This window comes from Kaistia sp. SLG-1, assembly GCF_059699055.1.
Genome location: NZ_AP048544.1, coordinates 2280361 through 2307151, shown reverse-complemented (window position 1 = coordinate 2307151; position 26791 = coordinate 2280361). Strand labels below are relative to the sequence as shown.

The window sequence follows — 26791 nt, the reverse complement described above, 5'->3', positions numbered from 1 at the left end:
CCTTCGTCCATAGGCATGAGCTCTTCCAGCACCCAGGGAGAGGTCATGCTGAAGCGTTTCGCTGCCATCGCATCCGTTCTCGTCGTCGTCATCCCGACATCCGCGGCCTTCGCCGACGGGGCCGCCTGCTCCTGTCGACATCTCGAGACCATCCAGCAGGAACTCCGCAACGCCGAGGCCCTGATCCGGCTGCAGCAGGAAATCCAGCGAAAGCTCGACGCCGTCGAAGCGCCGCTGATCGAGGCCAAGAAGCGGCCGACCCACCCGGATTCCGACGTCAACATCTACGATCGCTCGATCCGGGAGCGGAACACGATCCTGAGCGGCTTCACCCTCCCCCATCCGCAGGTCAAAGGCTATTCCGGCCCCGCCAACATCAACATGCCCTTCGGCACCTGCGAGCAGTCGGCGCGCGACCTCGACGCCCTGAAATCGGGCTCCCAGTGCAAGGAGCTCGCCGACATCAATCTCGCGCATGAGGCCGCGCACAGGTCCGAATGCCAGGCGGCGGGCGCGAGCGAATACTGGAAGCGGCTGCCGAGCCAGATGGCGGCCGAGGAAGTCGCCCGCTACACGGAGCAGGCCGCCGCCCTGCGAAAGCTGCTCAAGAAGGTGCTCGACGAAGGCGAGATGACCGTAGAGGCGCACATGAAGCCACGGATCCAGGCGCCGCAATTCGACGTCACCTATTCGTACGATACGGGCCCGATCCGGCTGAAGGGCAAGAGCTCCCCCGGCTCGGACGAATGGTCGCTGAGCGGCAAGGGGGTGCAGGTCGTCCGGATCGACAAGGTGCGGCTCGCCGGCATGACCTGCACCTCGTCGGGGCAGACCAACACCAATATCGACATGACCCTGCAGACCGACGGCCTGACCATGGATCTGGCCGGCAAGTCCACCAGCGCGCCGGGCGACGTGAAGATCACGTGCCGGGGCGGCCACGGCATGTCGATGCGACCGCAGCAGGAAGTCGGCAAGGGGGCCTACTTTGCTGATCAGGAAGTGCGGACGGAGACGAATCTCTCCCGCGACGTCAAGGAAATGGCCTTCGGCAAGATCCTGGCCCAGGGCGGCCTGTCGGCCACCGGCAAGGAAACGGTCAAGGTGACTCTGGTCTGTCCGGGCGACTAGCGCGGGAAGGCCGCCGTTTCACTTCCGCAGATCGAACGCCTGTCCGGAGGCCCGCAGTTCCTTGAGCGTCTTGTCCAGGCAGGTTCCGGCCCGTTCGCCGCCGATGCGTTGCGCCTCGCCGTCGATCGTGATGACGCCGGCTTGCCTGTCGGGCGTCAGATAGATCGCCTTGCCATCCGACAGCCGCGAAAAATAGTAGGCGCTCGTCGACCCGCTGAATTCGCAGAAGATGACGACAGGGAAATCCGCGAACGATACCGGCGCGGCCCGCGCCGGCAAAGCGCAGGAAAGGATCCCCAGCGCAAGAACGGCCGCGACGGGCCGCGTATGCTCCAAGGCCGGCCATGCGAGCTTGGACCAGATCCACATCCGGACAGGATTGCGCATTTCCGTGCTCCAACTTGCCTGTTGCCGATCGCAAGCTCACGAATGGCTTGCGCAGAAAGCCACTTTGCAACCGAGCCTACACGATCGCGCGGCGATTTGTCAGGCGATATCGCGCCAACCGGACCAGCGGCAAAAGCGGACGCCGGCGACCGCGCCGCAATATGCGGCCAAAACGAAAGAACCCGCCGAGAGGCGGGTTCTTTGTAGTGCTGGTTGCGGGGACCAGATTTGAACTGATGACCTTCAGGTTATGAGCCTGACGAGCTACCGGGCTGCTCCACCCCGCGTCACGCGCGGCGCCTGTCGGCGTCGCGTGAGGGGGTGTATAGACGGACACCCCCGCCTTGTGAACCCCGGCTAAAGAACTATTCGCCGTCGTCCACAGGCTCGCGGGCATCCCCCGCCGATCAGGTCGGCAGGTTCAGGCGGATGTGCAGCTCGCGCAACGCCTTCGGCGTCGGATCGCTCGGCGCGCCCATCAGCAGGTCTTCCGCCTGCTGGTTCATCGGGAACAGCGTGATCTCGCGCAGGTTCTGCGCGCCGCAGAGCAGCATGACGATGCGGTCGACGCCAGCGGCCATGCCGCCATGCGGCGGCGCGCCGTACTGGAAGGCGCGGTAGAGGCCGCCGAAATCACGCTCGACATCCTCGCGCGACCGGCCGACCAGCTCGAACGCCTTGACCATCGTCTCCGGCAGCTGGTTACGGATCGAGCCCGAGGCGATCTCGAAGCCGTTGCAGACGGCGTCGTACTGATACGCCTTGATCGTCAGCGGATCCTGGTCGTTGAGCGCGTCGATTCCGCCCTGCGGCATCGAGAAGGGGTTGTGCGCGAAGTCGAGCGTCTTGGTCTCGTCGTCCCATTCGTAGAACGGGAAGTCGACGATCCAGCAGAGCTCGAACCGGTCCTTGTCGACGAGATCGAGATCGGTGCCGACGCGCGTGCGCGCATCACCCGCGAACTTGTAGAACTTCGACGGATCGCCGGCGACGAAGAAGACGGCGTCGCCATCCTCCAGGCCGAGCTGGACGCGGATCGCCTCGGTGCGCTCCGGGCCGATGTTCTTGGCGACCGGGCCTGCGCCCTCGAGGACGTCGTTTTCCTTGCGCCAGAAGATGTAGCCGAGGCCGGGCTGGCCCTGGCCCTGCGCCCAGGAGTTCATGCGGTCGCAGAAGGCTCTGGAACCGCCGGTCTTCGCCGGGATCGCCCAGACTTCGGCCTTCGGATCGGCCTCGATCATGCGGGCGAACACCTTGAAGCCGGAACCGGCGAAATGCTCGGTGACGGCCTGCATCTCGATCGGGTTGCGCAGGTCGGGCTTGTCCGAGCCATAGGTGCGGATCGCCGTGTCATAGGGGATGCGGCGGAACTTCTGCGTCACCGGCTTGCCGTTGGCGAACTTCTCGAAGATGCCGCGCAGCACCGGCTCCATCGTGTCCCAGACGTCTTCCTGGGTGACGAAGCTCATCTCGAGGTCGAGCTGGTAGAACTCGCCCGGCAGGCGATCGGCGCGCGGATCCTCGTCGCGGAAGCAGGGCGCGATCTGGAAGTAGCGGTCGAAACCGGCCATCATCAGGAGCTGCTTGAACTGCTGCGGCGCCTGCGGCAGGGCGTAGAACTTGCCGGGATGGATGCGGCTCGGCACCAGGAAGTCGCGCGCGCCTTCCGGCGACGACGCGGTCAGGATCGGCGTCGTGTACTCATGGAAGCCGATCTCGGTCATGCGCTCGCGCATCGAGGCGATGATCTGGGTGCGCTTGACGATGTTGGCGTGCAGGGTCTCGCGGCGGAGATCCAGGAAGCGGTACTTGAGGCGGATGTCCTCCGGATATTCCGGCTCGCCGAACACCGGCAGCGGCAGTTCCTTGGCCGCGCCCAGAACCTCGATCTCCTGCGCGAAGACTTCGATCTGGCCGGTCGGCAGGTTGGCGTTGACCGTCTCGGGCGTGCGCTTCTTCACGAAGCCGTCGATCTTGATGCACCATTCGGACCGCACCGCCTCGGCCACCTTGAAGGCCGGCGAGTCGGGGTCGCAGACGACCTGGGTCAGGCCGTAATGGTCGCGCAGATCGATGAACAGCACGCCGCCATGATCGCGCACGCGATGGACCCAGCCGGAGATGCGGACGGTCTCGCCCGCATGGGTCTCGCGGAGTTGTCCGCAGGTATGGGAGCGATAGCGATGCATGGTGCTGGGATCCGAGTTTGGTCTGGCTCAACGGGGCATGCGCATAGACCGGCTGACAAGATAGATGCGCACGCGCGCGGAAGAACACATGCGGGTCAGTCTTTGTCAAGAACGGCGCCGCTCTGCTCTCCCTCCTGGCCCTCCCCTTGCAATAGCGGAAAGGCTCCCCATCTAAGTCTCATCCCAGCCACTCCATACGGGGTCGCGCGCCGCAAGGCGCTGCGCCTCGAACGATCGGGTCAGGACGGATGTACTCCGGCCCTTTCGGTTGGCTCGCGACGAACCGGTCGTCGCGTGCCATGGCGGGATTCGGATTGCCCAGGCCCGCAGTCGATGCATGAGGCGCTTCTCCTGGCGCCCGGCGTCGCCGGAGCCTGGGCTCTCTCCGCTCCATGCCCCCCGCGACAAGCGGCCCCGCCTGCGCTATTAGAAGCTTCATGACCGATATCATTACGACAACTGAAGCCCTCGCCGCCGCCTGCGATCGCCTATCCCGGTTCGAATTCGTCACCGTCGACACCGAGTTCATGCGCGAAACCACGTACTGGCCGAAGCTCTGCATCATCCAGATCGCGAGCACGGACGAAGCGGTGATCATCGACGCCGAAGCCCCGGGTCTCGACCTCGCGCCCTTCTTCGCGCTGATGGCCAACGACCAGGTGGTGAAGGTCTTCCACGCCGCCAGGCAGGACATCGAGATCGTCTGGCATCTCGGCGGCATCCTCCCGCATCCGATCTTCGATACCCAGGTCGCGGCCATGGTCTGCGGCTTCGGCGAATCGATCAGCTATGACCAGCTGGTCGGGCGGATCACCGGCCACTCGATCGACAAGTCCTCGCGCTTCACCGACTGGAGCCGCCGCCCGCTGACGCCGCAGCAGGTCGACTACGCGATCGCCGACGTCACGCATCTGCGCGACGTCTACAAGGCGCTGAAGCAGAAGCTCGACAAGCAGAACCGCAACGACTGGGTCGCCGAGGAGATGGACGTCCTCACCTCGGTCGATACCTACCAGGTCGATCCGGCGAATGTCTGGAAGCGACTCAAGATGCGGATCAAGAAGCCGCTGCAGCTCGCCGTACTGATGGAAATCGCCGCCTGGCGCGAGCGCGAGGCGCAGGCCCGCGACGTGCCGCGCGGCCGCATCCTGAAGGACGACGCGATCTACGAGATCGCCGAGCAGCATCCGACCACGGCCGAGGCGCTCGCCCGGCTCCGCACCATTCCGCGCGGTTTCGAGCGGTCGCGCACGGGCGAGGATATCCTCGCCGCCGTCAAGCGCGCGGTCGACCTGCCGAAGGACAAGCTGCCCAAGGTGCCGAAGGTGAAGCCCGCCTCGGACGGCAATGGTGCGGCGGTGGACCTGCTGAAGGTGCTGCTCAAGATGACGAGCGAGGAGCACGGCGTCGCTGCCCGCGTGATCGCGACGGTCGATGATCTCGAAGCGATCGCCGGCGACAGCAATGCCGACGTCGCGCCGCTGCAGGGTTGGCGCCGCGAACTGTTCGGCGAGCAGGCGCTCAAGCTGAAGCGGGGCGACATCTCGCTCAGGCTCGATGGCCGCAAGGTGACGATCGTCGGCAACCAGCCGAAGCCCGCCATCGAAGCCGCCTGATCGTCGCGAATTCAGCGGCTGGAATATTCAAAGCGCCGACGGGATCCGTCGGCGCTTTCTTTTTGTCCGGAACGGCTCTAGCCGGTTTTTTCGACGACGATCGTGGGCTTCAGCGCGCCCCCGAGCTTCGCCAGCTGGGCGACGCGACGCTGCAGGCGGCTGCCGTCGAGCATCGCCCGGTCCGGCGGCAGTACCAGCGTCAGCTGGTCGCCGCGCACCTCGATGCGCGTGCGCGAAATAACGCCCGCCATCGATCCCGAGACGAGATAGGCAACCCGGAGCGCCGCGCCGAGGGCACGGGCCCGCTCGATCAGGCGTGTCGTCGCCAGTTCGCGGATGCGCGACGAGATCTGCTCGTCGACCAGCCCCTCGTGGCGATAGTAGTTCGCGAGCGCCAGATAGGCGCGGCCGGGATGGTCGATGCCGACAAAGGAGCCGTGCGCGATCAGATTGAGGCTCTGCTCGCCGCGATAATCCGGATGGGCGCGCCAGCCGATATCGGCGAGAAGGCAGGCGGCGGTGCGCAATCGCGCCTCTTCCGCCGTCTCGTCGATGCCGATCGCAGCCAGCGCCTGGCCCGTCCAGGGCCCGAGCTCGCGGACATGACCGGGCGAGCGGGACCGCAGCACCGCAAGCTCGTCAGCAGCGGAAATCAGCGGATCCTCTTCCCGGGTCCGGTCATCGAGCAGGTCGTAGAGCAGCCCCTCGCGAACACCGAGCGCTGACAGGATAATCACCGACGGCTTCATCGCGCGGATGACCTGCTCGAGCACGATCGCGCCATAAGGGAGCAGGAGGCGGCGGCTCTTCGAGACGGCCTCGATCGAATCCAGCGATTCCGCGTCGCGCCGCGCCACCATGCGGCAGAAGTCCAGCGCTTCGTCCGCCGGGATCGCGTATTCATGCATGATGTGAAGGGGATAGCCCTTCTGGCGCATGTGAAGACGGGCCAGCGAGCGCCAGGTGCCGCCGATGGCATAGAAGGGCCTGCCCTGCCCCTTCGCCAGGACGGCGGAGCTGGACAGCGCATCGGTGGCGATCTTCTCCGCCTTCTTCAGGGTCTTTTCCGACATCTCCTCGAGACGCAGTCCGCCGAGCGGAAAGGTCTCGCCGAGGCCGATCTCGCGACCGCGGATATCGACGACCTCGAGGCTGCCGCCACCGAGATCGCCGGCGATGCCGTCCGGCTCATGGATGCCCGAAAGCACGCCCATGGCGGAGAGCCGAGCTTCCTCGGGGCCGCTCAGCAGCGCCACTTCGGCGCCGGTGATTTCCTCGACCTGGGCCAGGAAATCCGGACCGTTCGAGGCCTCGCGGGCCGCGGCCGTCGCCAGCACATGGACCGAGCGGACGTGCATCTGCTCGCACAGCCCCATGAAGCGGCGCATCGCCGCGAGCGCCGCCTCGACCGCCTGGTCGTTGAGCCTGCCGGTGCTGGCGATGCCGCGTCCGAGGCCGGCCAGTTCCTTCTCGTTGAAGAGGGCCATCGGCGAACGGCTCAATCGCTCGTAGACGACGAGACGAACGGAGTTCGAACCGATGTCGATGATCGCGACAGGACCGGTGCCGTTCAGCCGCCCCGGCGCATATTCATGGGCTTCCGCGTCCTCCAGCGAGAACGCTTCGGCTTCAATGCTTGGCAGGTCGGTTCCCGATCGATCGGGGCGAACTGTTCTTGAGCGATTTTCCACGTCCTGAAAGACTCGGGTTTGTCATGAAATACTGGTGGGCGTTGAAGACTTCTTCGCCCTTCCGCGGCACGATCCGTCGCGACGTTCCATCTGGCTGGATCTCCCAGCTCTGCTGGTTGTCCTTCAGGTTGGCGACCATGATCTGATCGAGCACCTGTTCGTGCACGGTCGGATTCAGCATCGGAATCATGGCCTCGACACGACGATCGAGGTTCCGGGGCATCAGGTCAGCAGAACCGATATAAACGATCGCTTCCGGCGAGGGCAACCCGTGGCCGTTTCCGAAGCAGAGAATGCGGGCGTGCTCCAGGAAGCGCCCGACGATGGAACGGGCGCGAATCCGCTCCGAAAGCCCCGGAACGCCCGGCCGCAGGCAACAGATTCCGCGGATCACTAGCTCGATATCGACGCCGGCCCGGCTCGCGTCATAGAGCGCGTCGATGATCTGGGGATCGACGAGCGAGTTCATCTTCATCCAGATCGCGCCCGGCCGACCGGCCTTCACATGGTCGATCTCGGCGTAGATCAGGTCGAGGATGCGCTTGCGCAGGAAATGCGGCGAGGTCGACAGGCGCTCGATCTCGACCGGCTCGGTATAGCCGGTGATGTAGTTGAAGATGCGCGCGACGTCGCGGGCGATTGCCGGATCGTCGGAGAAATAGGACAGATCCGTATAAACGCGCGCGGTGATCGGGTGGTAGTTGCCCGTGCCGATATGGACATAGCTGACCAGCGCGCCGCCCTCGCGGCGGACGACCAGCGACAGCTTGGCGTGGGTCTTGAGCTCGATGAAGCCGTAGACGACCTGCACGCCGGCGCGCTCGAGATCGCGCGCCCACTTGATGTTCGCCTCTTCGTCGAAGCGCGCCTTGAGCTCGACCAGCGCCGTCACCGACTTGCCGGCCTCGGCGGCTTCCTGAAGCGCGCGGACGATCGGGCTGTCCTTCGAGGTGCGGTAGAGCGTCTGCTTGATGGCCACGACGTCCGGATCCAGCGCCGCCTGGCGCAGATACTGCACCACGACATCGAAGGACTCATAGGGATGATGGACGATCAGGTCCTTCTCGCGGATCGCGGCGAAGCAGTCGCCGCCATTCTCGCGGATGCGCTCCGGGAAGCGGGCCTGGTAGGGCGGGAACTTCAGGTTCGGGCGATCGATGCCGACGAGCTGCGAGAGATCGTTCAGCGCCAGCATGCCGTCGACCAGGAAGATCTCGTCCGGCAAGACCGCGAGCGCTCCGGCGACGAAATTGCGCAGGCCATCGGGTGTCGCCGACTCGATCTCGAGCCGGATCACCGATCCGCGCCGGCGGCGCTTCAGCGCCGACTCGAAGAAGCGGACGAGATCCTCGGCCTCTTCCTCGACCTCGATGTCGGAGTCGCGAATGATGCGGAAGGCGCCGACGCCCTCGATCGTGTAGCTCGGGAACAGGCGCTGGGTGAACAGCGACACGGCGTTCTCGAGGCTGATGTAGCGATCCACCCCCGGCTCCGAGGACGGCAGCTTGATGAAGCGGTCGAGCGTGATCGGCACGCGCAGCAGCGCCGTCATCCGGTTGCCCGTCGTCGGCCGCACCAGCTGCATGACCAGCGAGAAGCCGAGATTGGGAATGAACGGGAACGGGTGCGCCGGATCGATGGCGAGCGGCGTCAGGACCGGGAAGACCGAGTCCATGAAATAGCCTTCGAGCCAGGTCCGCTCGGTCTCCTTCAAGGCCGAGGGATCGATCAGCATGATGCCGGAAATCGCGAGCTCGTTGCGCAGCTCCGCCCAGCGCTTCTGTTGGTCGGATGCGAGCGTCGAGACGGCATCGGCGATCCGCACCAGCTGCTCGCTGGGCGTCAGGCCGTCATCGCTCGTCATGCTGACGCCTTCGCGCTGCTGGCCCCGAAGGCCGGCGACGCGCACCATGAAGAACTCGTCGAGATTGTTGGCCGAGATCGAAAGGAAGCGCAGGCGTTCGAGCAGCGGATGCTGGCTGTTGCCCGCCTCCTCGAGAACGCGACGGTTAAACTCGAGCCAGGACAGCTCCCGGTTGATGAAGCGCTCCGGGCTATGGCGAAGCTTATCCGCTTCCCCGGCCTCGACCTTGAGGGCGGCCAGCGCCGCCTGAGCGTCGGGATTCTTCTGATCCATCACCGTTCTTCCGTTGGCGTTACCCCAGCAGAATACACGCGAATTGTGACAATTGCGTCATGCGAGGACGGCAAAACGATCTTTAGTCGTCGAAGGGCAATTCGGGCTCGTCGCCGGCCTCGCGCGACAGCACCGTCGCCGCCAACTGGCGCGTGATGGGCCGGCCCGCTGCCAGCGCCTCATGGTCGAGAAGCTCGACCAGCCGGTTCGCCGCGCCCAGCGAGCGCTCCATGCGGCGGCTGATGAAATCGACCACCGCCGGATCGACCGCAAGCTGCCGGTCGGCGAACAGCTTGACGACGACGAGCGCCAGCAGGTCGTCGTCCGGCTCGCTGAGTTCCGCCGGAACGGTGGCGCGCAGGCGCGAGGCAAGATCGGCGAGGCCGAAATCGAGCGCCTGCAGCGGCACGCGGCTCGTCAGCAGCGCCGACACCCGGCGCTCGCGCACGAGATTGAGCAGATGGAACAGGGCCGGCTGCGAGACCCCTTCCTCGTGCAGGTCCTCGACGAGGACCGGGCCGGAGCCGACCAGTTCGTCGAGACCGGCCGTGGCGAGATCGCGCGCGGCGATTTCGGAGGCGCCGGCGGCCGCCTTCCAGATCTGGCCGAGATGCGTCTTGCCCGAGCCAACCGGGCCGACCAGCAGCGCGACCGGATTGGGCCAGTCGGGATAGCGGTCGACCAGCGCCACGGCGGACTGGTTCGCCCTGCCGACGATGAAATCTTCCCGCGTCATGGCGGCGCTGTGCGGCAGGGAAAGCGGCAACTGCCGCGAGGACTCACTCATGGTACAAAACGCTCGAACGATTGGCGCTCAACGAAGCGGAGCCGGCGGCTCGTCATTGCCCGTCTCGCCCCGGTAGATCGGGCTGGTCAGGTAACGGGCAAGGGCGAAGCGCATCAGGACGGCGATAGCCGCAGCCGCGGGGACGGCGATCAGCAGGCCGACGAAGCCGAACAGCGCGCCGAAGGCGAACAGCGCGAACATCAGCCAGACCGGATGCAGGCCGACGCTGCGGCCGACGAGGCGCGGCTGCAGGATGTTCCCCTCGATGAACTGGCCGACCAGGAACACCACCACGGTGGCGCCGATCCACTGCCATTCGGGCCAGAACTGCACCAGCGCCACGCTGACGCCGACCACGAAGCCGACGGTGGTGCCGACATAGGGGATGAAGGAGAGGATGCCGGCGCCAATGCCGATCAGGAGGCCGAAATTGACGCCGACCAGCATCAGGCCGAAGGCGTAGATGCAGCCGAGCAGGATGCAGACCAGCCCCTGCCCGCGCACGAAGCCGGCGATGGCATGGTCGATGTCGCGCGCGATGGTGCGGACCGTCTCGACGTGATCGCGCGGCACCCAGCTGTCGATGCGCGCCACCATCTTGTCCCAGTCGATCAGCATGTAGAAGGCGACCACCGGCGTGACGACGAACAGCGCGGCGAGGTCCACCAGCGCCGATCCCCCGCTCCAGATCGACTTCAGGAGCGTCGAGAGCCATCCGGCGCCCTCGCTCATCAGCGTCCCCATGGAGTTCTTCAGCTGGCTGGAATCGACCTTCAGCAGCTGTCCAAGCCGGGTCGTGTCGAGGAACACCTGCACCAGGGCCTGCAATTGCTGGGCATAGGCGGGGATCTTGTCGATGAAGCCGGCGAGCTGGTTGGCCAGCACCGGCACGATCAGCAGCATCAATATGGCGAGCAGGACGAGGAAGCCGACGAGAATGACCAGCGAAGCCGCCAGGCGGCCGAGGCCGCGCCGCTCCAGCCAGTCGGCGATCGGGTCGAGGCCATAGGCCACCGCCATGCCGACCAGGAAGGGAAGCAGCACGTTGCTGAACACGAACAGAAACAGCACGAAGACGAAAAACGCGGCGAGCCAAAACCCGATCTGACGTTGCAGATTCACGGCGATGCGCCCCCTCTTCCATCCATCGGCCAGGCCAACTGGCGAAGCTCGTCCCGCCCCAGATACGGCCTGCATGGCGAAGCGGTCAAGGATGGCCGCCCGAAGGGGCCGATATCGGGCGGAAAGTCGTGGAATGTCTGTCGATATCCCCCTCCATCCGCTCGCCACCCGCCGCCCCGGCCGATCACCGCGTCGCCCTTTCCGCATGCCTCCCGATCGTCACAATTCAGCGCAGACGGCGATTTCGGATTGACGGCGATGGCGCGGATGTGGTCCTCCCTGCCCAAAGCAACCGGGATCCTTCGATGACCGAAAAGACCGGCGCCAAAAACGCCCTGAGCTATGCCGACGCAGGCGTCGATATCGACGCCGGCAACCGTCTCGTCGACATGATCAAGCCGCTCGTCAAGGCAACCCGCCGCCCCGGCGCGGACGCCGATATCGGCGGCTTCGGCGGGATCTTCGATCCGAAGGCGGCCGGGTACACCGATCCGCTGCTCGTCGCCGCCAATGACGGCGTCGGCACCAAGCTGAAGGTCGCGATCGACACCGGCATCCACGACACGGTCGGCATCGACCTCGTCGCCATGTGCGTCAACGATTTGATCGTCCAGGGCGCCGAGCCGCTGTTCTTCCTCGACTATTTCGCCACCGGCAAGCTCGATCCGAGCGAGGCCGCGACGGTCGTCGCCGGCATCGCCGAGGGCTGCCGCATCGCTGGCGCCGCGCTGATCGGCGGCGAGACGGCCGAGATGCCCGGCCTCTACAAGGCGGGCGACTATGATCTCGCCGGCTTTGCCGTCGGCGCCGTCGAGCGCACCGGCCTGCTGCCGCGCCCGGACGTCGCCGAGGGCGACGTGCTGCTCGGCCTCGCCTCCTCCGGCGTGCATTCGAACGGCTTCTCGCTGGTCCGCAAGATCGTCGAGCTGTCCGGTCTCGGCTTCGACGCCCCCGCGCCCTTCGCGCCGGAGCTGCCGCTCGGCCGCGCCCTGCTCGCGCCGACGCGGATCTATGTGAAGCCGCTGCTCGCCGCCATCCGCGCCACCGGCGCGATCAAGGCGATGGCCCACATCACCGGCGGCGGCTTCGTCGACAACATTCCGCGCGTCCTCCCCGACGCGCTGGCGGCCGCCGTCGATCTCGACGCCGTCACCGTGCCGCCCGTATTCGGCTGGCTGTCGAAGACCGGCGGCGTCGCCGAGCATGAGATGCTGCGCACCTTCAACTGCGGCGTCGGCATGATCGTCGTCGTCGCGCCCGAGGCGGCCGACGCCGTGACGGCGGCGCTCGCCGCCGAAGGCGAGACGGTGATGCGCCTCGGCACGCTCGTGCCGCGCGAGGGCGAAGGCGTCGAATTCTCCGGCGCCCTGGCGCTTTGACGATGGCGAGGAAGCGCGTCGCGATCCTGATCTCGGGCCGCGGCTCGAACATGACGGCCCTGATCGAAGCCGCCGCCGATCCCGATTTTCCGGCCGAGATCGCGCTGGTGCTTTCGAACCGCGCCGACGCGGGCGGGCTCGTCCGCGCGGCGGAAGCCGGCATCGCCACGGCGGTGATCGACCACAAGGGCTTTTCCAGCCGCGCCGAATTCGACGCGGCGATGGACAGGCGCCTGCGCGCCGAGAACATCGATCTTGTCTGCCTCGCCGGCTTCATGCGGCTCCTGACCGATGGCTTTGTCGAGGGCTGGCGCGACCGGATGATCAACATCCACCCGTCGCTCCTGCCGCTCTTCCCCGGCCTGCACACGCATGAGCGCGCGCTGGAAGCCGGAATGCGCCTCGCCGGCTGCACCGTGCACTTCGTCCGCGCGCAGATGGATTCCGGCCCGATCATCGGTCAGGCCGCCGTGCCGATCGCGCTCGACGACACGCCCGACACGCTGTCGAAGCGCGTGCTGACGGCCGAGCACCAGCTCTACCCGATGGCGCTCGCCCTCGTCGCCTCCGGCCTCGCCACGGTCGAGAACGAGCGGCTGAAGCTTCACGCCGACATGCCCGCCGATCTCGGCGGCATGCTGGTGGGGCCGGCCTTCACGGGATAGGCGAGGCCCTCAGGAAGGGTTCAGCCCCGCCATCCCGACATTCGCCGCCCAGAACGCCGCGCCGCCGGCCACGAGCGCCACGGCCGAGACGGCGCCAAAGCGCCAGCCGAAGGCGCGGTCGCCGGCCGCCACCGCATAGATCGCCTTGGCGACGGTGTTGGAGGCAACCGCCGCCGCGATCGCCAGCGCCCCGACGCTAGTCTCGAGCGACGGCAGGCCGGCCACCGTGACGGTGGCGGCGTCGACATCGCCGATGCCGGAGAGCGCGGAGGCGAAGACGATGCCGGCCGAGCCGAACGCCGCCGACGCCGCCCGCACGGCGAAGCCGATGGCCGCGAGAAACAATGTCAGCTTGAGCACGCTGCTCAGCTCGAACGGATTGCGCATCGACGTCGCCTTGTGCGCCTTGGCGCTCTGCCCACGCACGAGCCACGCCGCGCCGGCCGCCATGGCAAGCGCTCCGGCGATGAAGGGCGGCAGCAGCAGCCAGGCGAGCGGCGGCGCCAGGAAAAGCACGAGCGCGCCCGTCCTCAGATAGGACGCGCAGCCCGCGACCGCGGCGCCGCCGGCGAGCCAAGCGACGTCATGACCGGCCGTGGAACGACGGGCATTGTCGAGCGTCACCGCCGTCGAGGACACCAGACCGCCGGCGGCACCCGCCGCCAGTTCGCCCCGTCCGGCACCGAACAGGCGGATGGCGACGTAGCCGACATAGGAGATGGCGGCGAGAAGGATGGCGAGCGACCAGACCGAACGCAGCGAAATGCCGCCGAAGGGGCCATAGGGCGTGTGCGGCAGCAGCGGCAGGATGACGAAGGTCATCGTGAGCAGGATGATCGCCGAGCGCAGTTCGACCCAGCTCATCTTCTCGATGAAGCGGTGCAGCGGCTCGCGGCTCGCCAGGATGGCCACGAGCGTCACGCCACCGGCCGCCGTGAGCTTGAGATCGCCGAGCACGGCGAGCACGCCGAACAGGAAGGTCGCCATCGCGGCGATCACGGAGGTGACGCTGAACTCGCCTTCCGCCTCGGATTCGCGCCACTGGAAGAAGGCGAAGACCGTCGAGAAGGCAAGGAAGATGATGCCGGTGGCAATCCCCGCCTGCCCGCCCGGCGGCAGCCCCTTCTCGATCAGGCCGACGACGCCGCCGAGCATGCCGATCATCGCGAAGGTGCGGATGCCCGCCGTGCGCCGTCCCGGCGCGAGTTCACGCTCGCGCCAATGGCGCTCGACGCCGACCAGGAGGCCGATCGCGATGGCGAGGGCCAGACGATAGAAGGGCTCGAACTCGTTCACGATCACTCCAGGAATCGACGTCGGCATCATAGCTTCCAACGCTACGCAGGGCATGTACGGCGTCGCGGCCGGCGCGAATGCGGTGTCGCGGACACAGCGAGGACGGCCGGCCGACCGCCTTCCACTCACCTCGGCGAGGAAGCCGCGCCACCACGCTCGAAATCACCTTGCGCGGACGACGCTTCAATGCCACCACCTCGGCCATGAACTATCGCCACGCCTATCACGCCGGAAATTTCGCCGATGTCGTCAAGCACGCCATCCTCGCGCTGCTCGTCGAGCATCTGAAGGCCAAGGACAAGCCGTTCCGGGTGATCGACACCCATGCCGGCATCGGCCTCTACGATTTGGACGCGATCGAGGCGGGCAAGACCAACGAATGGCAGACCGGCATCGGCAGGCTGCTCGGCGCCGACGGCAAGCCGGCGGTCGAGCTGACGCGCAAGCTCGCCGAGGCGCTCGCTCCCTATCTCGAAACGGTCGCCGCCGCCAATCCGGATGGCGGGCTCCGGCATTATCCGGGCTCGCCCTGGCTGATCCGCCATCTCCTGCGCAAGACCGACCGGATGACGGCGGTCGAGATGCACCCGGCCGATCACGCAACTCTGGCCGAGCTCTTCGCCGGCGATTTCCAGGTCAAGGCGATCGAGTTGGACGGCTGGCTGGCGCTCGGCTCCTTCGTGCCGCCGAAGGAGCGTCGCGGCCTCGTGCTGATCGACCCGCCCTATGAGCAGCCGGACGAATTCAAGACGCTGTTCGACCGCTTCGAGAAGGCCTACCAGCGCTGGCCGACGGGCGTCTACGCGCTCTGGTATCCGATCAAGGACATCGGCGCGGTGACGAATTTCCACAAGCGCCTCGCCGAGAGCGGCATCAAGAAGCTGCTCGGCGCGGAGCTCTGGGTGCGCGAGCGGACGACGCCCGACACCTTCAACGGCACGGGCCTCGTCATCTGCAATCCGCCCTGGCACTTGGACCGGACCCTCGACGCGCTCCTGACCGGCCTCGCGCCGATCCTCGGCGAGACCGACAAGGCCGGTCGCCGCGTCTGGTGGATCCGCGGCGAGAGCTGATCTCTAGGCCGCGAACGCGCGATCTGGCCTCTCGTCGAAGTCGATCAACGGGCCGATCGGGACGACCCCGGTCGGATTGATCGTCTTGTGGCTCTCGTAATAGTGCCGCTTGATGTGGTCGAAATCGACGGTCTCGCGGATGCCGGCCACCTGGTAGAGCTCGCGCGTGTAGGACCACAGCGCGGGATAGTCGACCAGCCGGCGCCAGTTGCACTTGAAGTGCCCGACATAGACGGGATCGAAGCGCAAGAGCGTCGTGAACAGCCGCCAGTCGGCCTCGGTCAGCCGGTCCCCGGCCAGATAGCGCTGCTCCGACAGCAGGCCCTCGAGCCAGTCCAGGCTTTCGAAGAGCGGCCAGACCGCCTCCTCATACGCCGTCTGGCTCGTCGCGAAGCCGGCCTTGTAGACGCCGTTGTTGACCGTGTCGTAGATCCGCTGGTTCAGCGCGTCGATCTCGGGCCGCAGTGCCTCGGGATAGTAGTCCCCCGCCTTGGCGCCGACGCCGTCGAACGCCGAATTCAGCATGCGGATGATCTCGGACGACTCGTTGCTGACGATCGTCTGGGTCTGCTTGTCCCAGAGCACCGGCACGGTGACGCGGCCGGAATAGTCCGGATCGGCCTTGGTGTAGACCTGATAGAGGAAGTCGAAACCGCCAACGTTGTCCGGCGTGACGCCGGGGCCCGGCGCGAAGGTCCAGCCGTTTTCCGCCATCAGCCAATGGACAACCGAATAGTCGATCATGTCCTCGAGGCCCTTCAGGGCGCGGAAGATCATCACCCGATGCGCCCAGGGGCAGGCGCGCGCGATGTAGAGATGGTAGCGGCCGGGCTCGGCCTTGAAGCCGCCCCTGCCGGTGGGACCGGGACTGCCGTCGGCCGTCACCCAGTTGCGGAAACCGGCGGCGCTGCGCTGGAAGCGGCCGCCCGTGTTGCGCGTGTCATACCATTGGTCCTGCCATATGCCGTCGACCAGAAGTCCCATATCCGATGCTCCAAACGTTGTCGGACGCATATTGGATCAAACGGAAGTTGTTGCCAGCCGCCCACACGACGACGCTCTGTTCACCGCGAGGCCCTCGGAGAGGCGTTGAGCGCTTGACCGTGCCGGGGGGAGTGCCGCATCGTCAGGAAAGCGTCCTCTGGGGAGTCGCCTCCATGATCCGTACCCTTCTCGCCGCCATCGCCATCGTGACGGTCGCCGGCTCCGCGGCCCAGGCGGCCGACTATTCCGGCAGCTACGGCTATGAGCCCGAAATGCGGAGGGGCTGGGATCGCGGCAGCGTTCCGCCCTGCGACGCCCCGGCCGTCCTTTCCAACATGGCCGAGCGTTACCACTGGGCCAACACCCACACCTGGGGCAACAACCTCGCCTTCCGCGAAATCGCCTCGGTCAGCGAATCCCAGTTCGTGCCCGGTGATCCCGGCCTGATCGACCGCCGCTTCTGCCGGGCGGACATCTTCATCTCCGACAACATCCGCCCGACCCCGGTCTACTATCTGATCGAGGAGCGCATGGGCTTCGCCTCGATCGGCTGGTATGTCGACTTCTGCGTCGCCGGCCAGGATCCGTGGCGGGTGCATGACGGCCACTGCCGCACTGTCCGTCCGGGCCGGTACTACTGAACGTGCCATTTCCGGCGGTCCTGCGCGGCCTGATCGTCTCGCTCGTCGCCCTGGCCGCGCTCTGGACCAGCCAGACCGCCGCCTCGGCCGATACGCCGGGCGAGTTCGATTTCTACGTTCTGTCGCTCTCCTGGTCGCCGACCTATTGCCAGGATCGCGGCAATTCCGACCGTATCCAGTGCGGCGGACCGAGGCCGTTCGCCTTCGTCGTGCACGGGCTCTGGCCGCAATATGAGCGCGGCTCGCCGCGCAATTGCGATGTCGGTCCGCGCAGCGGCCTGCCGCGCCGCCTCGTCGACGGCATGCTCGACATCATGCCGAGCCCCGGGCTCGTCCGTCACGAATGGCGGACGCATGGCTCCTGCTCGGGCCTCGAGCCGGCCGACTATTTCGCGCTGACGCGACAGGCGAACCAGGCGGTCCGGATTCCCGAGCGTTTCGTCGATGTCGAAGACTATCTGACCGTCTCGCCGGACGAGGTCGAGGCGGCCTTCATCGCCGCCAATCCCGGCCTCCGGCGCGACGGCATCGCCGTCTCCTGCGATTCCCGCCGCCTCAAGGAAGTCCGCATCTGCCTGACGCGGGACCTCCGGTTCCGCAGCTGCGCCGAGGTCGACCGCAAGGCATGCCGCAACGACCGGCTCACCATGCCTCCCGTCCGATAATCTCCCCGACAAGGAATCCCACTTTGCTCGTCCTGCGCAGTTCGCCCGCGTCCCCGTTCGGGCGCAAGGTCAAGATCGTCATGCAAGAGCTTGATCTATCGGACCGTATTCAGATCGTGATGGCGGACACGACCAATCCGAACGACACGCTCCGCCAGCAAAATCCGCTCGGCAAGATCCCGGCGCTGATCCTGGATGACGGCTTCGTGCTTTATGATTCGCGCGTCATCATCGAATATCTCGATCATCTGGCCGGCGGCGACCGCGTCATCCCGACCGATCCGGCGCGCCGCTTCCGGGTGCTCGGCCTGCAAGCGCTGGCCGATGGCATCGCCGACGCCGCCCTGCTCCAGGTCTATGAGGGACGCTGGCGCGACGAGGCGCAGCAGAGCGAGACCTGGAAAGCGCATCAGCGCGGCAAGGTCGAGCGCGGCCTCGCAGCGGCCGAGGCATGGCCGCTCGATGATGCCGCGCATGTCGGCACGATCGCGCTCGCCTGCGCGCTCGGCTATCTGGATCTCCGTTTCGGCGGCGACTGGCGGGACGGCCACCCGAAGTTGAAGGCCTTCCTCGACAGCTTCGCGGCCCGCGTTCCCGCGTTCGAGACCACCCGCGTCAAGGCCTGACCCCCACAGCCTGGAGACCATGATGACATTCTCTACCGCCGACGCCCGCACCGTCGCCGCGATCCTTCATGATGCGGCGGAGCAGGAAATCCTGCCGCGATTCCGGCGCCTCGCCGCCGGCGCCATCCGCCAGAAGACCTCGGCGGAGGACCTCGTCACCGATGCCGACGAAGCGGCCGAAAAGGTGATCACCGCGAAGCTGGCGAAGGCCTTCCCGGGCGCCGTGGTGATCGGCGAGGAAGCGGTCTCGGCCGACGAGACGCTGCTGGACCGGCTCGACGGCGCCGACCTCGCCTTCGTCGTCGACCCCGTCGACGGCACCAAGAACTTCGCCTCGGGGCTGACGCTCTTCGGCGTGATGGCTGGCGTGGTGGTGCGCGGCGAGGCCGTCGGCGGCGTCATTCTCGATCCGATCGGCGGCGACTGGACGATCGCCGTGCGCGGCGAAGGCGCCTGGACGGAAACGGCGGACGGCGGCCGCAACGACCTCAAGGTGGCGGCGGCGAAGCCCGTCGACGAGATGTCCGGCACCGCCTCGTGGTCGCTGCTGTCCGAGCCGCTGCGCTCGCGCGTCTGCGCCAACCTCGCCGCGACGCGCTCGGCCGCCGGCTATCGCTGCGCCGCGCATGAATACCGGATGCTGGCCGGCGGCCACAGCCACTTCGCGCTCTATGCCAAGCTGACGGTCTGGGACCATGTCGCGGGCTGGCTGATCCACCAGGAGGCCGGCGGCTATTCCGCCCGCTTCGACGGCAGCGCCTATCAGCCGGCGCATCGCGACGGCGGCCTGTTGTGCGCCCCGGACCAGGCGAGCTGGCAGGCCCTGCAGGCTGCGCTGTTCGCCGGCACGGAATACGCCGGCGCGTGACGACGCGGGCCGCGCTCGACGCGGCCCCGCACAGGTCGAACGCTAGAAACGAAAAACGCCGGCGGGTTGCCCCGCCGGCGTTTCTCGTTCAGCCGTTAGGCTGGATCAGAACTTGACGCCAACACCAGCGCGGATCGTGTTGGTGCTGAAGTCGACATCGGAGTTACCCTGGCTGCCGAAGTCGTAGGTCTTCTTGCCGTAGTCGGCGTACTGGTACTCGAGGCGGGCGGTCACGTTGCCGACGACCTGGGCCTCGACGCCTGCGCCGACGGTCCAGCCCAGGTGGGTGTTCGAGTCAGCGGCGCCGTTGTAGCTGTTGGCGCTGGCGCCGGAGATGGCAGCGCCACCCGTGCCGTAAGCGAGGTAACGGTCGAAGGCGTAGCCGACGCGAGCACGAGCGGTCGAATCCCAACGCTGACGGACGTCGCCGCGAGCGCTCGAGCCGCTGACGTCATCGAGGTTGGCGTCGACTTCCGCGCCGACGACCCACTGGTTGCCGAGGTCGAAGTTGTAACCGGCGTAGAGGCCGCCCTTGAAGCCGTTGCCGTTGATGCTGCCGAAGGCGTTCTGCGAGGAAGCGTCGGTCGACGACCAGCCATAGCCGACGGTGGCGCCGACATACGGGCCGGTCCAGCTGAAGGCCTGCGACGACGTCGAGATCGGGGCCGGAGCCGGCTCGTAGGTCAGATCCGCAGCCAGAACCGGGGCAGCCGACAGAGCAAGCGCGATGGCGCTCAGGGAGAGGGTGCGGATACGCAGCATCTTGGTCTCCATGCGTACTAAACTGAAAATCAAACTTGATCCGGGGGCCGATTTCTCCCCCGATCCGATGGTCTAAATTATGCGGCCGAATGCGGCGGAACCGGACAGGAAATAAGGCATGTTCGCGGCATTCGAGGCGGGTTGCAAAAATCCAACACAACCGCATCAACCGCTTGTTTTTATTCAAATTTTATCGATGCAACCCGATGTGTGCGGGCCTACACGTCACATTGCCAACGCAGGTGTTGACCACATTTAACCAAGCCTAATGAAGGCTTACCGAAAATGCCGGGCGGCCTTATCTTCCCGGCGCGACAGATTCGGACAGGCGACAAGACGATGGCAGACGAAAAAGGCATTGCGCTGGTGACCGGCGGCGCGCGGCGGATCGGCCGCGCCATCGTCGAGGACCTGGCGAAAAACGGCTTCGCCGTCGCGATCCATTGCCGGAACTCGGTCGGCGATGCCGACGAGCTCGCCGGCCGCATCCGCGCCGCGGGCGGACGCGCCGCCGTCGTGACGGCGGATCTCGCCGATCTCGACGCCGCGCGCGCCCTGCCCGCCCTCGCGGCGGCAGCCCTCGGCCCGCTGACGCTCCTCGTCAACAATGCCTCGATCTTCGAGGCGGACGGGATCGGCGACCTCGACGTGGAGCGGTTCCAGCGCCAGTCGACCGTCAACCTCGCCGCCCCCGTCTTCCTGGCGGACGCCTTCGCGGCCCAACTGCCGGCCGATCGCGAGGGGCTCGTGGTCAACATGGTCGACCAGCGCGCCTGGAAAACCACGCCGCAATTCCTATCTTACCAATTGTCGAAGTCGGGCCTCCTGACGGCGACGCGGACGCTCGCCCAGGCCTTGGCGCCGCGCATCCGCGTCAACGCGATCGGACCGGGGCCGACCCTGCCCTCGCCGCGCCAGGATCCGGCCGAATTCCAGAAGCAGGCGGAGGCCGTGCTCTTGAAACATGGTCCGGAACTTGGCGAATTCGGGCGCACGATCCGATATCTTTATGAGACGCGCTCCATCACCGGCCAGATGATCGCGCTCGATGGCGGGCAGCATCTTGCCTGGGAAACGCCCGATATCGTAGGCATCAACGAGTGAACACCGCACCAGCCGAGAACGACAAGCCCGAGATCGAAGCCGACGTCAGCGCAACCTCGCCGGCGCCCGAGGCAGAGGCTGAGACGGAAACCGCCTTCGAGGCGGGCGGCGAACTCGTGCCGCGCGGCCAGGGCGCCCGCGTCATCGCCGATTTCGTCAAGCGCCTGCCGAACGCGCCCGGCGTCTACCGGATGTTCGACCAGGGCGGCAACGTCCTCTATGTCGGCAAGGCGCGCAATCTGAAGAAGCGCGTGACCAGCTACACGCGCATCGGGATGCAGTCGAACCGCATCATCCGGATGATCCAGCAGACCGCGACGATGGAATTCGTCACGACGCGGACCGAGACGGAAGCGCTGCTGCTCGAAGCCAATCTGATCAAGCGGTTGCGGCCGCGCTTCAACGTGCTTCTGCGCGACGATAAATCGTTTCCCTACATTCTCATCACCGGCGACCACGAGGCGCCGCAGCTGGTCAAGCATCGCGGCGCGCGGACGCGCAAGGGCGACTATTACGGCCCGTTCGCCTCCGCCGGCGCCGTCGGCAGCACGATGAACGCGATGCAGCGCGCCTTCCTGATCCGCACCTGCACCGACAGCGTCTATGAGAGCCGGACGCGTCCCTGCCTGCTTTTCCAGATCAAGCGCTGCTCGGCGCCCTGCACCGGCGAGATCGCCCTCGACGACTATGCCGAGCTGGTCCGCGAGGCGAAGGGGTTCCTGACCGGCAAGTCGTCGGCCATCAAGCAGGATCTTGCCCGCGCGATGGGCGAAGCGAGCGCCGATCTCGATTTCGAGCGCGCCGCCATCTACAGGGACCGCATCGCGGCGCTGTCGCATGTCCAGTCGCATCAGGGCATCAATCCGCAGACCGTCGACGAAGCCGACGTGCTCGCCGTCCACCAGGAAGGCGGGCAGAGCTGCGTGCAGGTGTTCTTCTTCCGCACCGGCCAGAACTGGGGCAACCACGCCTTCTATCCGCGCGCCGACAAGAGCCTCGACGCGGCCGAGATCCTCGGCGCCTTCCTGGCGCAGTTCTACGAGGACAAGCCCTGCCCGCGCCTGATCCTGCTCAGCCACGAAGTGGAGGAGATGGACCTGATCGCCGAGGCGCTCAGCGAGCATGCCGGCCACAAGGTCGAGATCGCCGTGCCGAAGCGCGGCGAGAAGAAGGACCTGGTCGACCACGCGCTACTCAACGCCCGCGAGGCGCTCGGCCGCAATCTGGCCGAAACCGCCAGCCAGGCCCGGCTGCTCGACGGCGTTGGCGAAACCTTCGCGCTGGAGGCCCCACCGCGCCGGATCGAGGTCTACGACAACAGCCACATCATGGGCACCAACGCCGTCGGCGGCATGATCGTCGCCGGGCCGAATGGCTTCGTGAAGAACCAGTACCGCAAGTTCAACATCCGCTCCGAGGAGATCACCCCGGGCGACGATTTCGGCATGATGAAGGAAGTGCTGACGCGGCGCTTTTCGCGGCTCGTCAAGGAGCACGGCTCGCGCGACGCGGCGCCGCGCGACGAGGAGGGCTTCGGCCCCTGGCCCGATCTCGTCTTCATCGACGGCGGCCTGGGACAGCTCTCCGCCGCGCGCGAGATCATCGACGGACTGGGTTTGACGGACCAGGTGCCGCTGGTCGGCATCGCCAAGGGACCGGACCGCGATGCGGGGCGCGAAAAATTCTTCATTCCGGGCCGCGAGGGCTTCATGCTGCAGCCGCGCGATCCCGTGCTCTATTTCGTCCAGCGCCTGCGCGACGAGGCGCACCGCTTCGCCATCGGCACGCATCGCGCCAAGCGCAAGGCGGCGTTTACCAAGAGCCCGCTGGATGAGATCGACGGCATCGGCCCGACGCGCAAGCGCGCCCTGCTGGCCCATTTCGGCACCGCCAAGGCGGTGAGCCGCGCCAGCGTCCCGGACCTGATCGGCGTGCCGGGCATCTCGGAACAGATGGCCCGGACGATCTACGACTTCTTCCACGAAAACGGCGACTAGAGCCTATCCGAGCGAAGCGGACGGGTTCGCGTTATGGCAGCGCGGTTCAGCCGCCATGCCCGGCCGCCGCGCGCCAGTAGCCGAGCGTCGTCTCGCCGATGATGGCGGCATGCTCGGCGTGGACCGCCTCCAGCGCCTCCAGGAAGGCGCGCGCCTCGTCCGCCAGCCCCAGCAGCGTCAGCGCGCGCAGGATGCGGCTGATGCGCAGGAAATTGTGGTTGCGCGGCGCGAGCCAGCTCCGCGAGCGTGCCGGAAACGTCGCGGCACGGGCGACGGTCGGCCCTTGGGCGCCCGGCACGAACGCAAAACCATAGAAGGCGAGCAAGCGCACGAAGGCGGCCCGCAAAGCCGAGCGCAGCGCCGCATGCGTCTGAAAGGCCTCGATATCGGCCGCCGTCAGCAGCGGCGCGCCGGGGTTGAAGGCGCTCGGCTCCGGCAGCGGAAAGAGCCATTGGATGTAGTCGTGAACCTGCTCGAGGCGATCGTCGTCCCAGGCGAGAATTCCGGTCAGCGTGCGGCCGCGATCATCGGTGCCCATGCCGGCAAAGAAGTGGAGGATCGACGTATCCAGTTCCTGGTTCGTCATGTCTCAAACCTGTCTCAGCCGGTCTTCCCCGCCGACGGCTTGGCCTTTCCGGCACCCCGCTCGCCATATTTCATGGCCTCGAACTTCAGCCCGTCCGGGTCCAGGAAATAGACGGCGTAGTAGTCATCATAATACTCCGCCGCCGGATCGACGATGGGTATGCCCTCGCGCTCGAGATAGGCCTGGAGATCGTCGACATCCTTCCGGCTGCGGAGCTCGAACGCATAGTGGTGGAAGCCGATGTCGCCGAGCCGGTATGGGTGCTTCTTCCCCGCCGCGTCGGCCTCGCTGATCCAGAAACGCGTCTTGCCGTTGGTCCAGCCGATCGTGTCGCCATAGTCGCCGAGGACCTCGAACCCGAGAAACGCGAACAGGTCGCCATAGAAGCTTTTCGACCGGGCGAAATCCCCGACCCGGATGACGAGATGATCGATGCCGACGACGCGGGCCATGGTCGCCTCCCCTTTTCAGCCGCTGGCGTTCCATCGGCCGGCGCCGGCCGATCTCCGGAACAAGTTCCAGTTGCGGGTTTCGTTCCGGGGTCCGACAGCAAGCAAGATCGCCGGCTATGCCACGATCTAGTCTTTTTGCATCGATGCAATAACTGCCTGCTCATCAGCCATGCTTACCGTCATGATATTTCGCGAAGCAAAAACGAAAACAATCCTAATTGACTCGACGGAAGCCAAAGCATTCTCATAGATACATATCGCCGAAAACTTCAACCCACGGTCCGCCGCGCGCGGGGAAAGCAGGCATGATCATGCGAATGACATGGATCGCAGCCGCCTTGGGGGCGGCTGCGTTGACAGCCGCCGTCACGCCCTTGGCACAGGCGGCGCAGCCGCAGAACAAGGAGCACGCGGCGCAGCCGCTGACCAAGGAACAGGCGCAGGCCATCGCCGTCGACGCCTATCTCTATTTCTACCCGCTGCTGACCATGGAGCTCACGCGGGAGCAGAGCACCAACATCGCGGCGGGCAAGGAGCTCGGCCGCGGCCCGATGAACATGTTCAGCAATATACCGGAGTTCCCGCCGGCCGACTTCAAGGTCGTCGTGCGGCCGAATTTCGACACGCTCTATTCCAGCGGGTGGCTCGACCTGACCAAGGAGCCGATGGTCGTCTCCAGCCCGGACACCAAGGGCCGCTACTTCCTGCTGCCGATGCTCGACATGTGGAGCGATGTCTTCGCCTCGCCCGGCTGGCGCACGACCGGAACCACCGCCGCCAACTACCTGGTTACGCCGCCCGGCTGGCGCCCCGACCTCCGGGATCGCTGGCGCGAGGAGTTCAAGCTGCCCGAGGGCACCAGCCGGATCGAGGCGCCGACGCCTTATGTCTGGATCATCGGCCGCACCAAGACCGACGGCCCCGCCGACTATGACGCCGTGCACAAGATCCAGGCCGGATACACGATCGTGCCGCTGTCCGAATGGGGCAAGGACGCCAAGCCTCCGGTCGCAAAGATCGATCCCGCGATCGACATGAAGACGCCGCCCAAGCTCGCCGTCGACGGCATGACGGCCGACGCGTACTTCACCAAAGCGGCCGAGCTCCTGAAGTTGCATCCGCCGCACATCACCGACCAGCCCATCATCGCCCAGATGACGCGGCTCGGCATCGTGCCGGGCAAGAGCCTCGCCTTCGACAAGCTTCCGGCCGATGTGCAGGCGGCGCTCAAGGCGGCGCCGGCCGAAGGGCGGAAGCTGATGGCGTGGAAGGTCAAGACGCTCGCCGACGTCACCAACGGCTGGTCGATGAACACCACCACCATGGGCGTCTACGGCAACTACTACCTGAAACGCGCCATCGTCGCGCAGCTCGGTCTCGGCGCCAATCTGCCGGAGGACGCGATCTATCCGCTCAATCTCGGCGATTCCACCGGCAAGCCGCTCACCGGCCAGAACGAGTACGTCCTGCATTTCGAGGCGAACGAACTGCCGCCGGTCGACGCTTTCTGGTCCGTCACGCTCTATGACCCGGATGGCTTCCAGGTCGCCAACCCGCTCAACCGCTTCGCGGTCTCGAGCTGGATGCCCTTTGCCAAGAACGCCGACGGCTCGCTGGACCTTTATTTCCAGAACGAGAGCCCGGGCAAGGACCAGGAGGCGAACTGGCTGCCTGCGCCGAAGGGGCCGTTCAACCTGACCATGCGCCTCTACGCGCCGCAAAGCGCCGCGCTGACGGGCCGCTGGAACCCGCCTCCGGTCAAGCAGGCCGAAGCGACGGCCGCCCTCCCGCAATAGGCCGGAGCCGATAGAGCCAAGGGGGACGAGGCCGCTTCGGCATCGTCCCCTTTTCATGCCTCAGCCGAGCTTGGCGAGAAGCGCCAGCAGTTCGCCGAGATGCGGCACCTCGCGGAAGCGCGGGGCGCCGACCGGCGGCTCGACATGCTCGAACGACCAGGTCAGGTCGTGCGGGACATAGACGCCCCAGCTTCCCGCCTCGATCGCCGGCACGACGTCGGACTTCAGCGAATTGCCGACCATCATGCTCTGCGCCGGGCCGTCAGCGTGGCGGCTGAAGATCCGGTGGTAGGTCGCGGCGTTCTTGTCGCTGACGATCTCGACGGCGTCGAACAGCTCGCCGAGACCGGAAGCGGCGAGCTTGCGCTCCTGGTCGAACAGGTCGCCCTTGGTGATCAGGATCAGCCGGTAATTGCCGGCGAGCTGCTCCAGCGTCTCGCGCACATGCGGCAGCGTCTCGACCGGATGGACCAGCATGTCGCGGCCGGCGGCGAGAATCTCGCTGATGGCGCCGGCCGGAATTCGGCCTCCCGTCAGCTCGATCGCCGTCTCGACCATCGACAGCGTGAAGCCCTTGATGCCGAAGCCGTAGAGCTTGAGGTTGCGCCGCTCCGCCTCCTGGAGGCGGCGGGCGATATCGGCCCTGTCGGCGTGTTCCGACAGGAGGTCGATGAAGCGCTGTTCCGTCAGCCGGTAGAACTGCTCGTTCTGCCAGAGCGTATCGTCGGCATCGAAGCCGATGGCGGTGAGGGTTGGGCTGTGAGACGACATCGAACGAACCATTGGCAAAGGGGCCAATAAAAATGGCGGGCCCGGAGACTAACCGGACCCGCCACG

The 26791-nt window shown here is 66.4% G+C and carries 24 protein-coding genes and 1 tRNA gene; 12 read left to right on the top strand and 13 right to left on the bottom strand.

The annotated features are described in order from the left end of the window. Positions 1-45 precede the first annotated feature (45 nt). On the top strand, positions 46-1131 hold the full coding sequence (locus tag AC6HZP_RS10365) for a hypothetical protein (RefSeq protein ID WP_497526487.1): 1086 nt from the start codon (positions 46-48) through the stop codon (positions 1129-1131). A gap of 18 nt (positions 1132-1149) precedes the next feature. On the opposite strand, the gene AC6HZP_RS10360 is transcribed toward AC6HZP_RS10365, so the two are convergent. The 3 genes from AC6HZP_RS10360 to aspS form a co-directional block, all read right to left on the bottom strand. Then, positions 1150-1518 (bottom strand): hypothetical protein, encoded by a 369-nt coding sequence (locus AC6HZP_RS10360; RefSeq protein ID WP_497526486.1) that lies wholly within the window; start codon positions 1516-1518, stop codon positions 1150-1152. Positions 1519-1728: 210 nt separating this feature from the next. After that, positions 1729-1805, bottom strand: a tRNA-Met gene (locus AC6HZP_RS10355). A gap of 120 nt (positions 1806-1925) precedes the next feature. Next, positions 1926-3707, bottom strand: coding sequence for an aspartate--tRNA ligase (aspS, locus tag AC6HZP_RS10350; protein ID WP_497526485.1), 1782 nt, complete (start codon positions 3705-3707; stop codon positions 1926-1928). Between the two features lie 437 nt (positions 3708-4144). Between aspS and rnd the strand changes: the two genes are divergently transcribed. Next, positions 4145-5323, top strand: a complete 1179-nt coding sequence (rnd, locus tag AC6HZP_RS10345) for a ribonuclease D (RefSeq protein WP_211201075.1) — start codon at positions 4145-4147, stop codon at positions 5321-5323. A gap of 77 nt (positions 5324-5400) precedes the next feature. Here rnd and ppx read toward each other — a convergent pair whose 3' ends face one another. The 4 genes from ppx to AC6HZP_RS10325 form a co-directional block, all read right to left on the bottom strand. Beyond that, positions 5401-6870, bottom strand: a complete 1470-nt coding sequence (gene ppx, locus AC6HZP_RS10340; protein WP_497526779.1) for an exopolyphosphatase — start codon at positions 6868-6870, stop codon at positions 5401-5403. An 82-nt stretch (positions 6871-6952) separates the two neighbouring features. Continuing rightward, positions 6953-9151 (bottom strand): RNA degradosome polyphosphate kinase, encoded by a 2199-nt coding sequence (locus tag AC6HZP_RS10335; RefSeq protein WP_497526484.1) that lies wholly within the window; start codon positions 9149-9151, stop codon positions 6953-6955. Between the two features lie 82 nt (positions 9152-9233). Then, positions 9234-9938 (bottom strand): P-loop NTPase family protein, encoded by a 705-nt coding sequence (locus tag AC6HZP_RS10330; protein ID WP_497526483.1) that lies wholly within the window; start codon positions 9936-9938, stop codon positions 9234-9236. Between the two features lie 27 nt (positions 9939-9965). Continuing rightward, a complete protein-coding gene (locus AC6HZP_RS10325; protein ID WP_497526482.1) occupies positions 9966-11060 on the bottom strand; it encodes an AI-2E family transporter in 1095 nt (364 codons plus the stop codon). A gap of 305 nt (positions 11061-11365) precedes the next feature. Between AC6HZP_RS10325 and purM the strand changes: the two genes are divergently transcribed. After that, positions 11366-12439 (top strand): phosphoribosylformylglycinamidine cyclo-ligase, encoded by a 1074-nt coding sequence (gene purM / locus AC6HZP_RS10320; RefSeq protein WP_497526481.1) that lies wholly within the window; start codon positions 11366-11368, stop codon positions 12437-12439. A gap of 2 nt (positions 12440-12441) precedes the next feature. After that, positions 12442-13104 carry a phosphoribosylglycinamide formyltransferase gene (purN, locus tag AC6HZP_RS10315; RefSeq protein WP_497526480.1) on the top strand — a complete coding sequence of 221 codons (663 nt, stop codon included), beginning with the start codon at positions 12442-12444 and terminating at the stop codon, positions 13102-13104. 9 nt (positions 13105-13113) lie between these two features. Here purN and AC6HZP_RS10310 read toward each other — a convergent pair whose 3' ends face one another. Next, positions 13114-14400, bottom strand: a complete 1287-nt coding sequence (locus AC6HZP_RS10310; RefSeq protein WP_497526479.1) for an MgtC/SapB family protein — start codon at positions 14398-14400, stop codon at positions 13114-13116. Between the two features lie 203 nt (positions 14401-14603). On the opposite strand from AC6HZP_RS10310, the gene AC6HZP_RS10305 reads away from it, so the two are divergent. Further along, the gene (locus AC6HZP_RS10305) at positions 14604-15473 is read left to right on the top strand and encodes a 23S rRNA (adenine(2030)-N(6))-methyltransferase RlmJ (protein WP_497526778.1); all 870 of its coding nucleotides are present in this window, start codon (positions 14604-14606) and stop codon (positions 15471-15473) included. Between the two features lie 3 nt (positions 15474-15476). Here AC6HZP_RS10305 and AC6HZP_RS10300 read toward each other — a convergent pair whose 3' ends face one another. After that, positions 15477-16457, bottom strand: a complete 981-nt coding sequence (locus AC6HZP_RS10300; protein WP_497526478.1) for a glutathione S-transferase family protein — start codon at positions 16455-16457, stop codon at positions 15477-15479. Positions 16458-16630: 173 nt separating this feature from the next. On the opposite strand from AC6HZP_RS10300, the gene AC6HZP_RS10295 reads away from it, so the two are divergent. From AC6HZP_RS10295 to AC6HZP_RS10280, 4 genes are read left to right on the top strand one after another with little or no spacing between them, the layout of a single operon-like run. Continuing rightward, the gene (locus AC6HZP_RS10295) at positions 16631-17098 is read left to right on the top strand and encodes a hypothetical protein (RefSeq protein WP_497526477.1); all 468 of its coding nucleotides are present in this window, start codon (positions 16631-16633) and stop codon (positions 17096-17098) included. Between the two features lie 2 nt (positions 17099-17100). Then, positions 17101-17763: a ribonuclease T2 family protein gene (locus AC6HZP_RS10290; protein ID WP_497526476.1), complete on the top strand. Its 663-nt coding sequence runs from the start codon at positions 17101-17103 to the stop codon at positions 17761-17763. Positions 17764-17786: 23 nt separating this feature from the next. Further along, positions 17787-18389, top strand: a complete 603-nt coding sequence (locus tag AC6HZP_RS10285) for a glutathione S-transferase family protein (RefSeq protein ID WP_497526475.1) — start codon at positions 17787-17789, stop codon at positions 18387-18389. 22 nt (positions 18390-18411) lie between these two features. Further along, on the top strand, positions 18412-19257 hold the full coding sequence (locus AC6HZP_RS10280; RefSeq protein WP_497526474.1) for an inositol monophosphatase family protein: 846 nt from the start codon (positions 18412-18414) through the stop codon (positions 19255-19257). Between the two features lie 105 nt (positions 19258-19362). On the opposite strand, the gene AC6HZP_RS10275 is transcribed toward AC6HZP_RS10280, so the two are convergent. Then, a complete protein-coding gene (locus AC6HZP_RS10275; protein ID WP_497526473.1) occupies positions 19363-20019 on the bottom strand; it encodes an outer membrane protein in 657 nt (218 codons plus the stop codon). Positions 20020-20358: 339 nt separating this feature from the next. Here AC6HZP_RS10275 and AC6HZP_RS10270 point away from each other — a divergent pair, with 339 nt between their 5' ends. Together AC6HZP_RS10270 and uvrC are read left to right on the top strand one after the other, a co-directional pair. Further along, positions 20359-21123, top strand: coding sequence for an SDR family oxidoreductase (locus AC6HZP_RS10270; protein ID WP_497526472.1), 765 nt, complete (start codon positions 20359-20361; stop codon positions 21121-21123). After that, positions 21087-23120: an excinuclease ABC subunit UvrC gene (gene uvrC / locus AC6HZP_RS10265; protein ID WP_497526777.1), complete on the top strand. Its 2034-nt coding sequence runs from the start codon at positions 21087-21089 to the stop codon at positions 23118-23120. The genes AC6HZP_RS10270 and uvrC overlap by 37 nt, the downstream gene beginning before the upstream one ends. A 46-nt stretch (positions 23121-23166) precedes the next feature. Here the strand turns inward: uvrC and AC6HZP_RS10260 are convergent, their stop codons facing one another. Next, positions 23167-23706 carry an opioid growth factor receptor-related protein gene (locus AC6HZP_RS10260; RefSeq protein WP_497526471.1) on the bottom strand — a complete coding sequence of 180 codons (540 nt, stop codon included), beginning with the start codon at positions 23704-23706 and terminating at the stop codon, positions 23167-23169. A 14-nt stretch (positions 23707-23720) separates the two neighbouring features. Then, complete coding sequence (locus tag AC6HZP_RS10255; RefSeq protein WP_497526470.1) at positions 23721-24158, bottom strand: VOC family protein; 438 nt, start codon at positions 24156-24158, stop codon at positions 23721-23723. Between the two features lie 317 nt (positions 24159-24475). Here AC6HZP_RS10255 and AC6HZP_RS10250 point away from each other — a divergent pair, with 317 nt between their 5' ends. After that, entirely contained in the window at positions 24476-25954 is a 1479-nt protein-coding gene (locus AC6HZP_RS10250) for a DUF1254 domain-containing protein (RefSeq protein ID WP_497526469.1), read from the top strand. 60 nt (positions 25955-26014) lie between these two features. Here the strand turns inward: AC6HZP_RS10250 and AC6HZP_RS10245 are convergent, their stop codons facing one another. Continuing rightward, the gene (locus tag AC6HZP_RS10245) at positions 26015-26725 is read right to left on the bottom strand and encodes an HAD family hydrolase (RefSeq protein WP_244669893.1); all 711 of its coding nucleotides are present in this window, start codon (positions 26723-26725) and stop codon (positions 26015-26017) included. Positions 26726-26791: the final 66 nt, after the last annotated feature.

What these genes read in the sequence shown, in the direction of transcription:
- purN (WP_497526480.1), top strand. Translation starts at nt 12,442, where the DNA reads ATGGCGAGGAAGCGCGTCGCGATCCTGATCTCGGGCCGCGGCTCGAAC.
- rnd (WP_211201075.1), top strand. Translation starts at nt 4,145, where the DNA reads ATGACCGATATCATTACGACAACTGAAGCCCTCGCCGCCGCCTGCGAT.
- AC6HZP_RS10280 (WP_497526474.1), top strand. Translation starts at nt 18,412, where the DNA reads ATGACATTCTCTACCGCCGACGCCCGCACCGTCGCCGCGATCCTTCAT.
- AC6HZP_RS10245 (WP_244669893.1), bottom strand. Translation starts at nt 26,725, where the DNA reads ATGTCGTCTCACAGCCCAACCCTCACCGCCATCGGCTTCGATGCCGAC.
- AC6HZP_RS10255 (WP_497526470.1), bottom strand. Translation starts at nt 24,158, where the DNA reads ATGGCCCGCGTCGTCGGCATCGATCATCTCGTCATCCGGGTCGGGGAT.
- AC6HZP_RS10275 (WP_497526473.1), bottom strand. Translation starts at nt 20,019, where the DNA reads ATGCTGCGTATCCGCACCCTCTCCCTGAGCGCCATCGCGCTTGCTCTG.
- AC6HZP_RS10295 (WP_497526477.1), top strand. Translation starts at nt 16,631, where the DNA reads ATGATCCGTACCCTTCTCGCCGCCATCGCCATCGTGACGGTCGCCGGC.
- purM (WP_497526481.1), top strand. Translation starts at nt 11,366, where the DNA reads ATGACCGAAAAGACCGGCGCCAAAAACGCCCTGAGCTATGCCGACGCA.
- AC6HZP_RS10330 (WP_497526483.1), bottom strand. Translation starts at nt 9,938, where the DNA reads ATGAGTGAGTCCTCGCGGCAGTTGCCGCTTTCCCTGCCGCACAGCGCC.
- aspS (WP_497526485.1), bottom strand. Translation starts at nt 3,707, where the DNA reads ATGCATCGCTATCGCTCCCATACCTGCGGACAACTCCGCGAGACCCAT.
- AC6HZP_RS10300 (WP_497526478.1), bottom strand. Translation starts at nt 16,457, where the DNA reads ATGGGACTTCTGGTCGACGGCATATGGCAGGACCAATGGTATGACACG.
- AC6HZP_RS10360 (WP_497526486.1), bottom strand. Translation starts at nt 1,518, where the DNA reads ATGCGCAATCCTGTCCGGATGTGGATCTGGTCCAAGCTCGCATGGCCG.
- AC6HZP_RS10250 (WP_497526469.1), top strand. Translation starts at nt 24,476, where the DNA reads ATGACATGGATCGCAGCCGCCTTGGGGGCGGCTGCGTTGACAGCCGCC.
- AC6HZP_RS10335 (WP_497526484.1), bottom strand. Translation starts at nt 9,151, where the DNA reads ATGGATCAGAAGAATCCCGACGCTCAGGCGGCGCTGGCCGCCCTCAAG.
- AC6HZP_RS10270 (WP_497526472.1), top strand. Translation starts at nt 20,359, where the DNA reads ATGGCAGACGAAAAAGGCATTGCGCTGGTGACCGGCGGCGCGCGGCGG.
- AC6HZP_RS10305 (WP_497526778.1), top strand. Translation starts at nt 14,604, where the DNA reads ATGAACTATCGCCACGCCTATCACGCCGGAAATTTCGCCGATGTCGTC.
- AC6HZP_RS10365 (WP_497526487.1), top strand. Translation starts at nt 46, where the DNA reads ATGCTGAAGCGTTTCGCTGCCATCGCATCCGTTCTCGTCGTCGTCATC.
- AC6HZP_RS10260 (WP_497526471.1), bottom strand. Translation starts at nt 23,706, where the DNA reads ATGACGAACCAGGAACTGGATACGTCGATCCTCCACTTCTTTGCCGGC.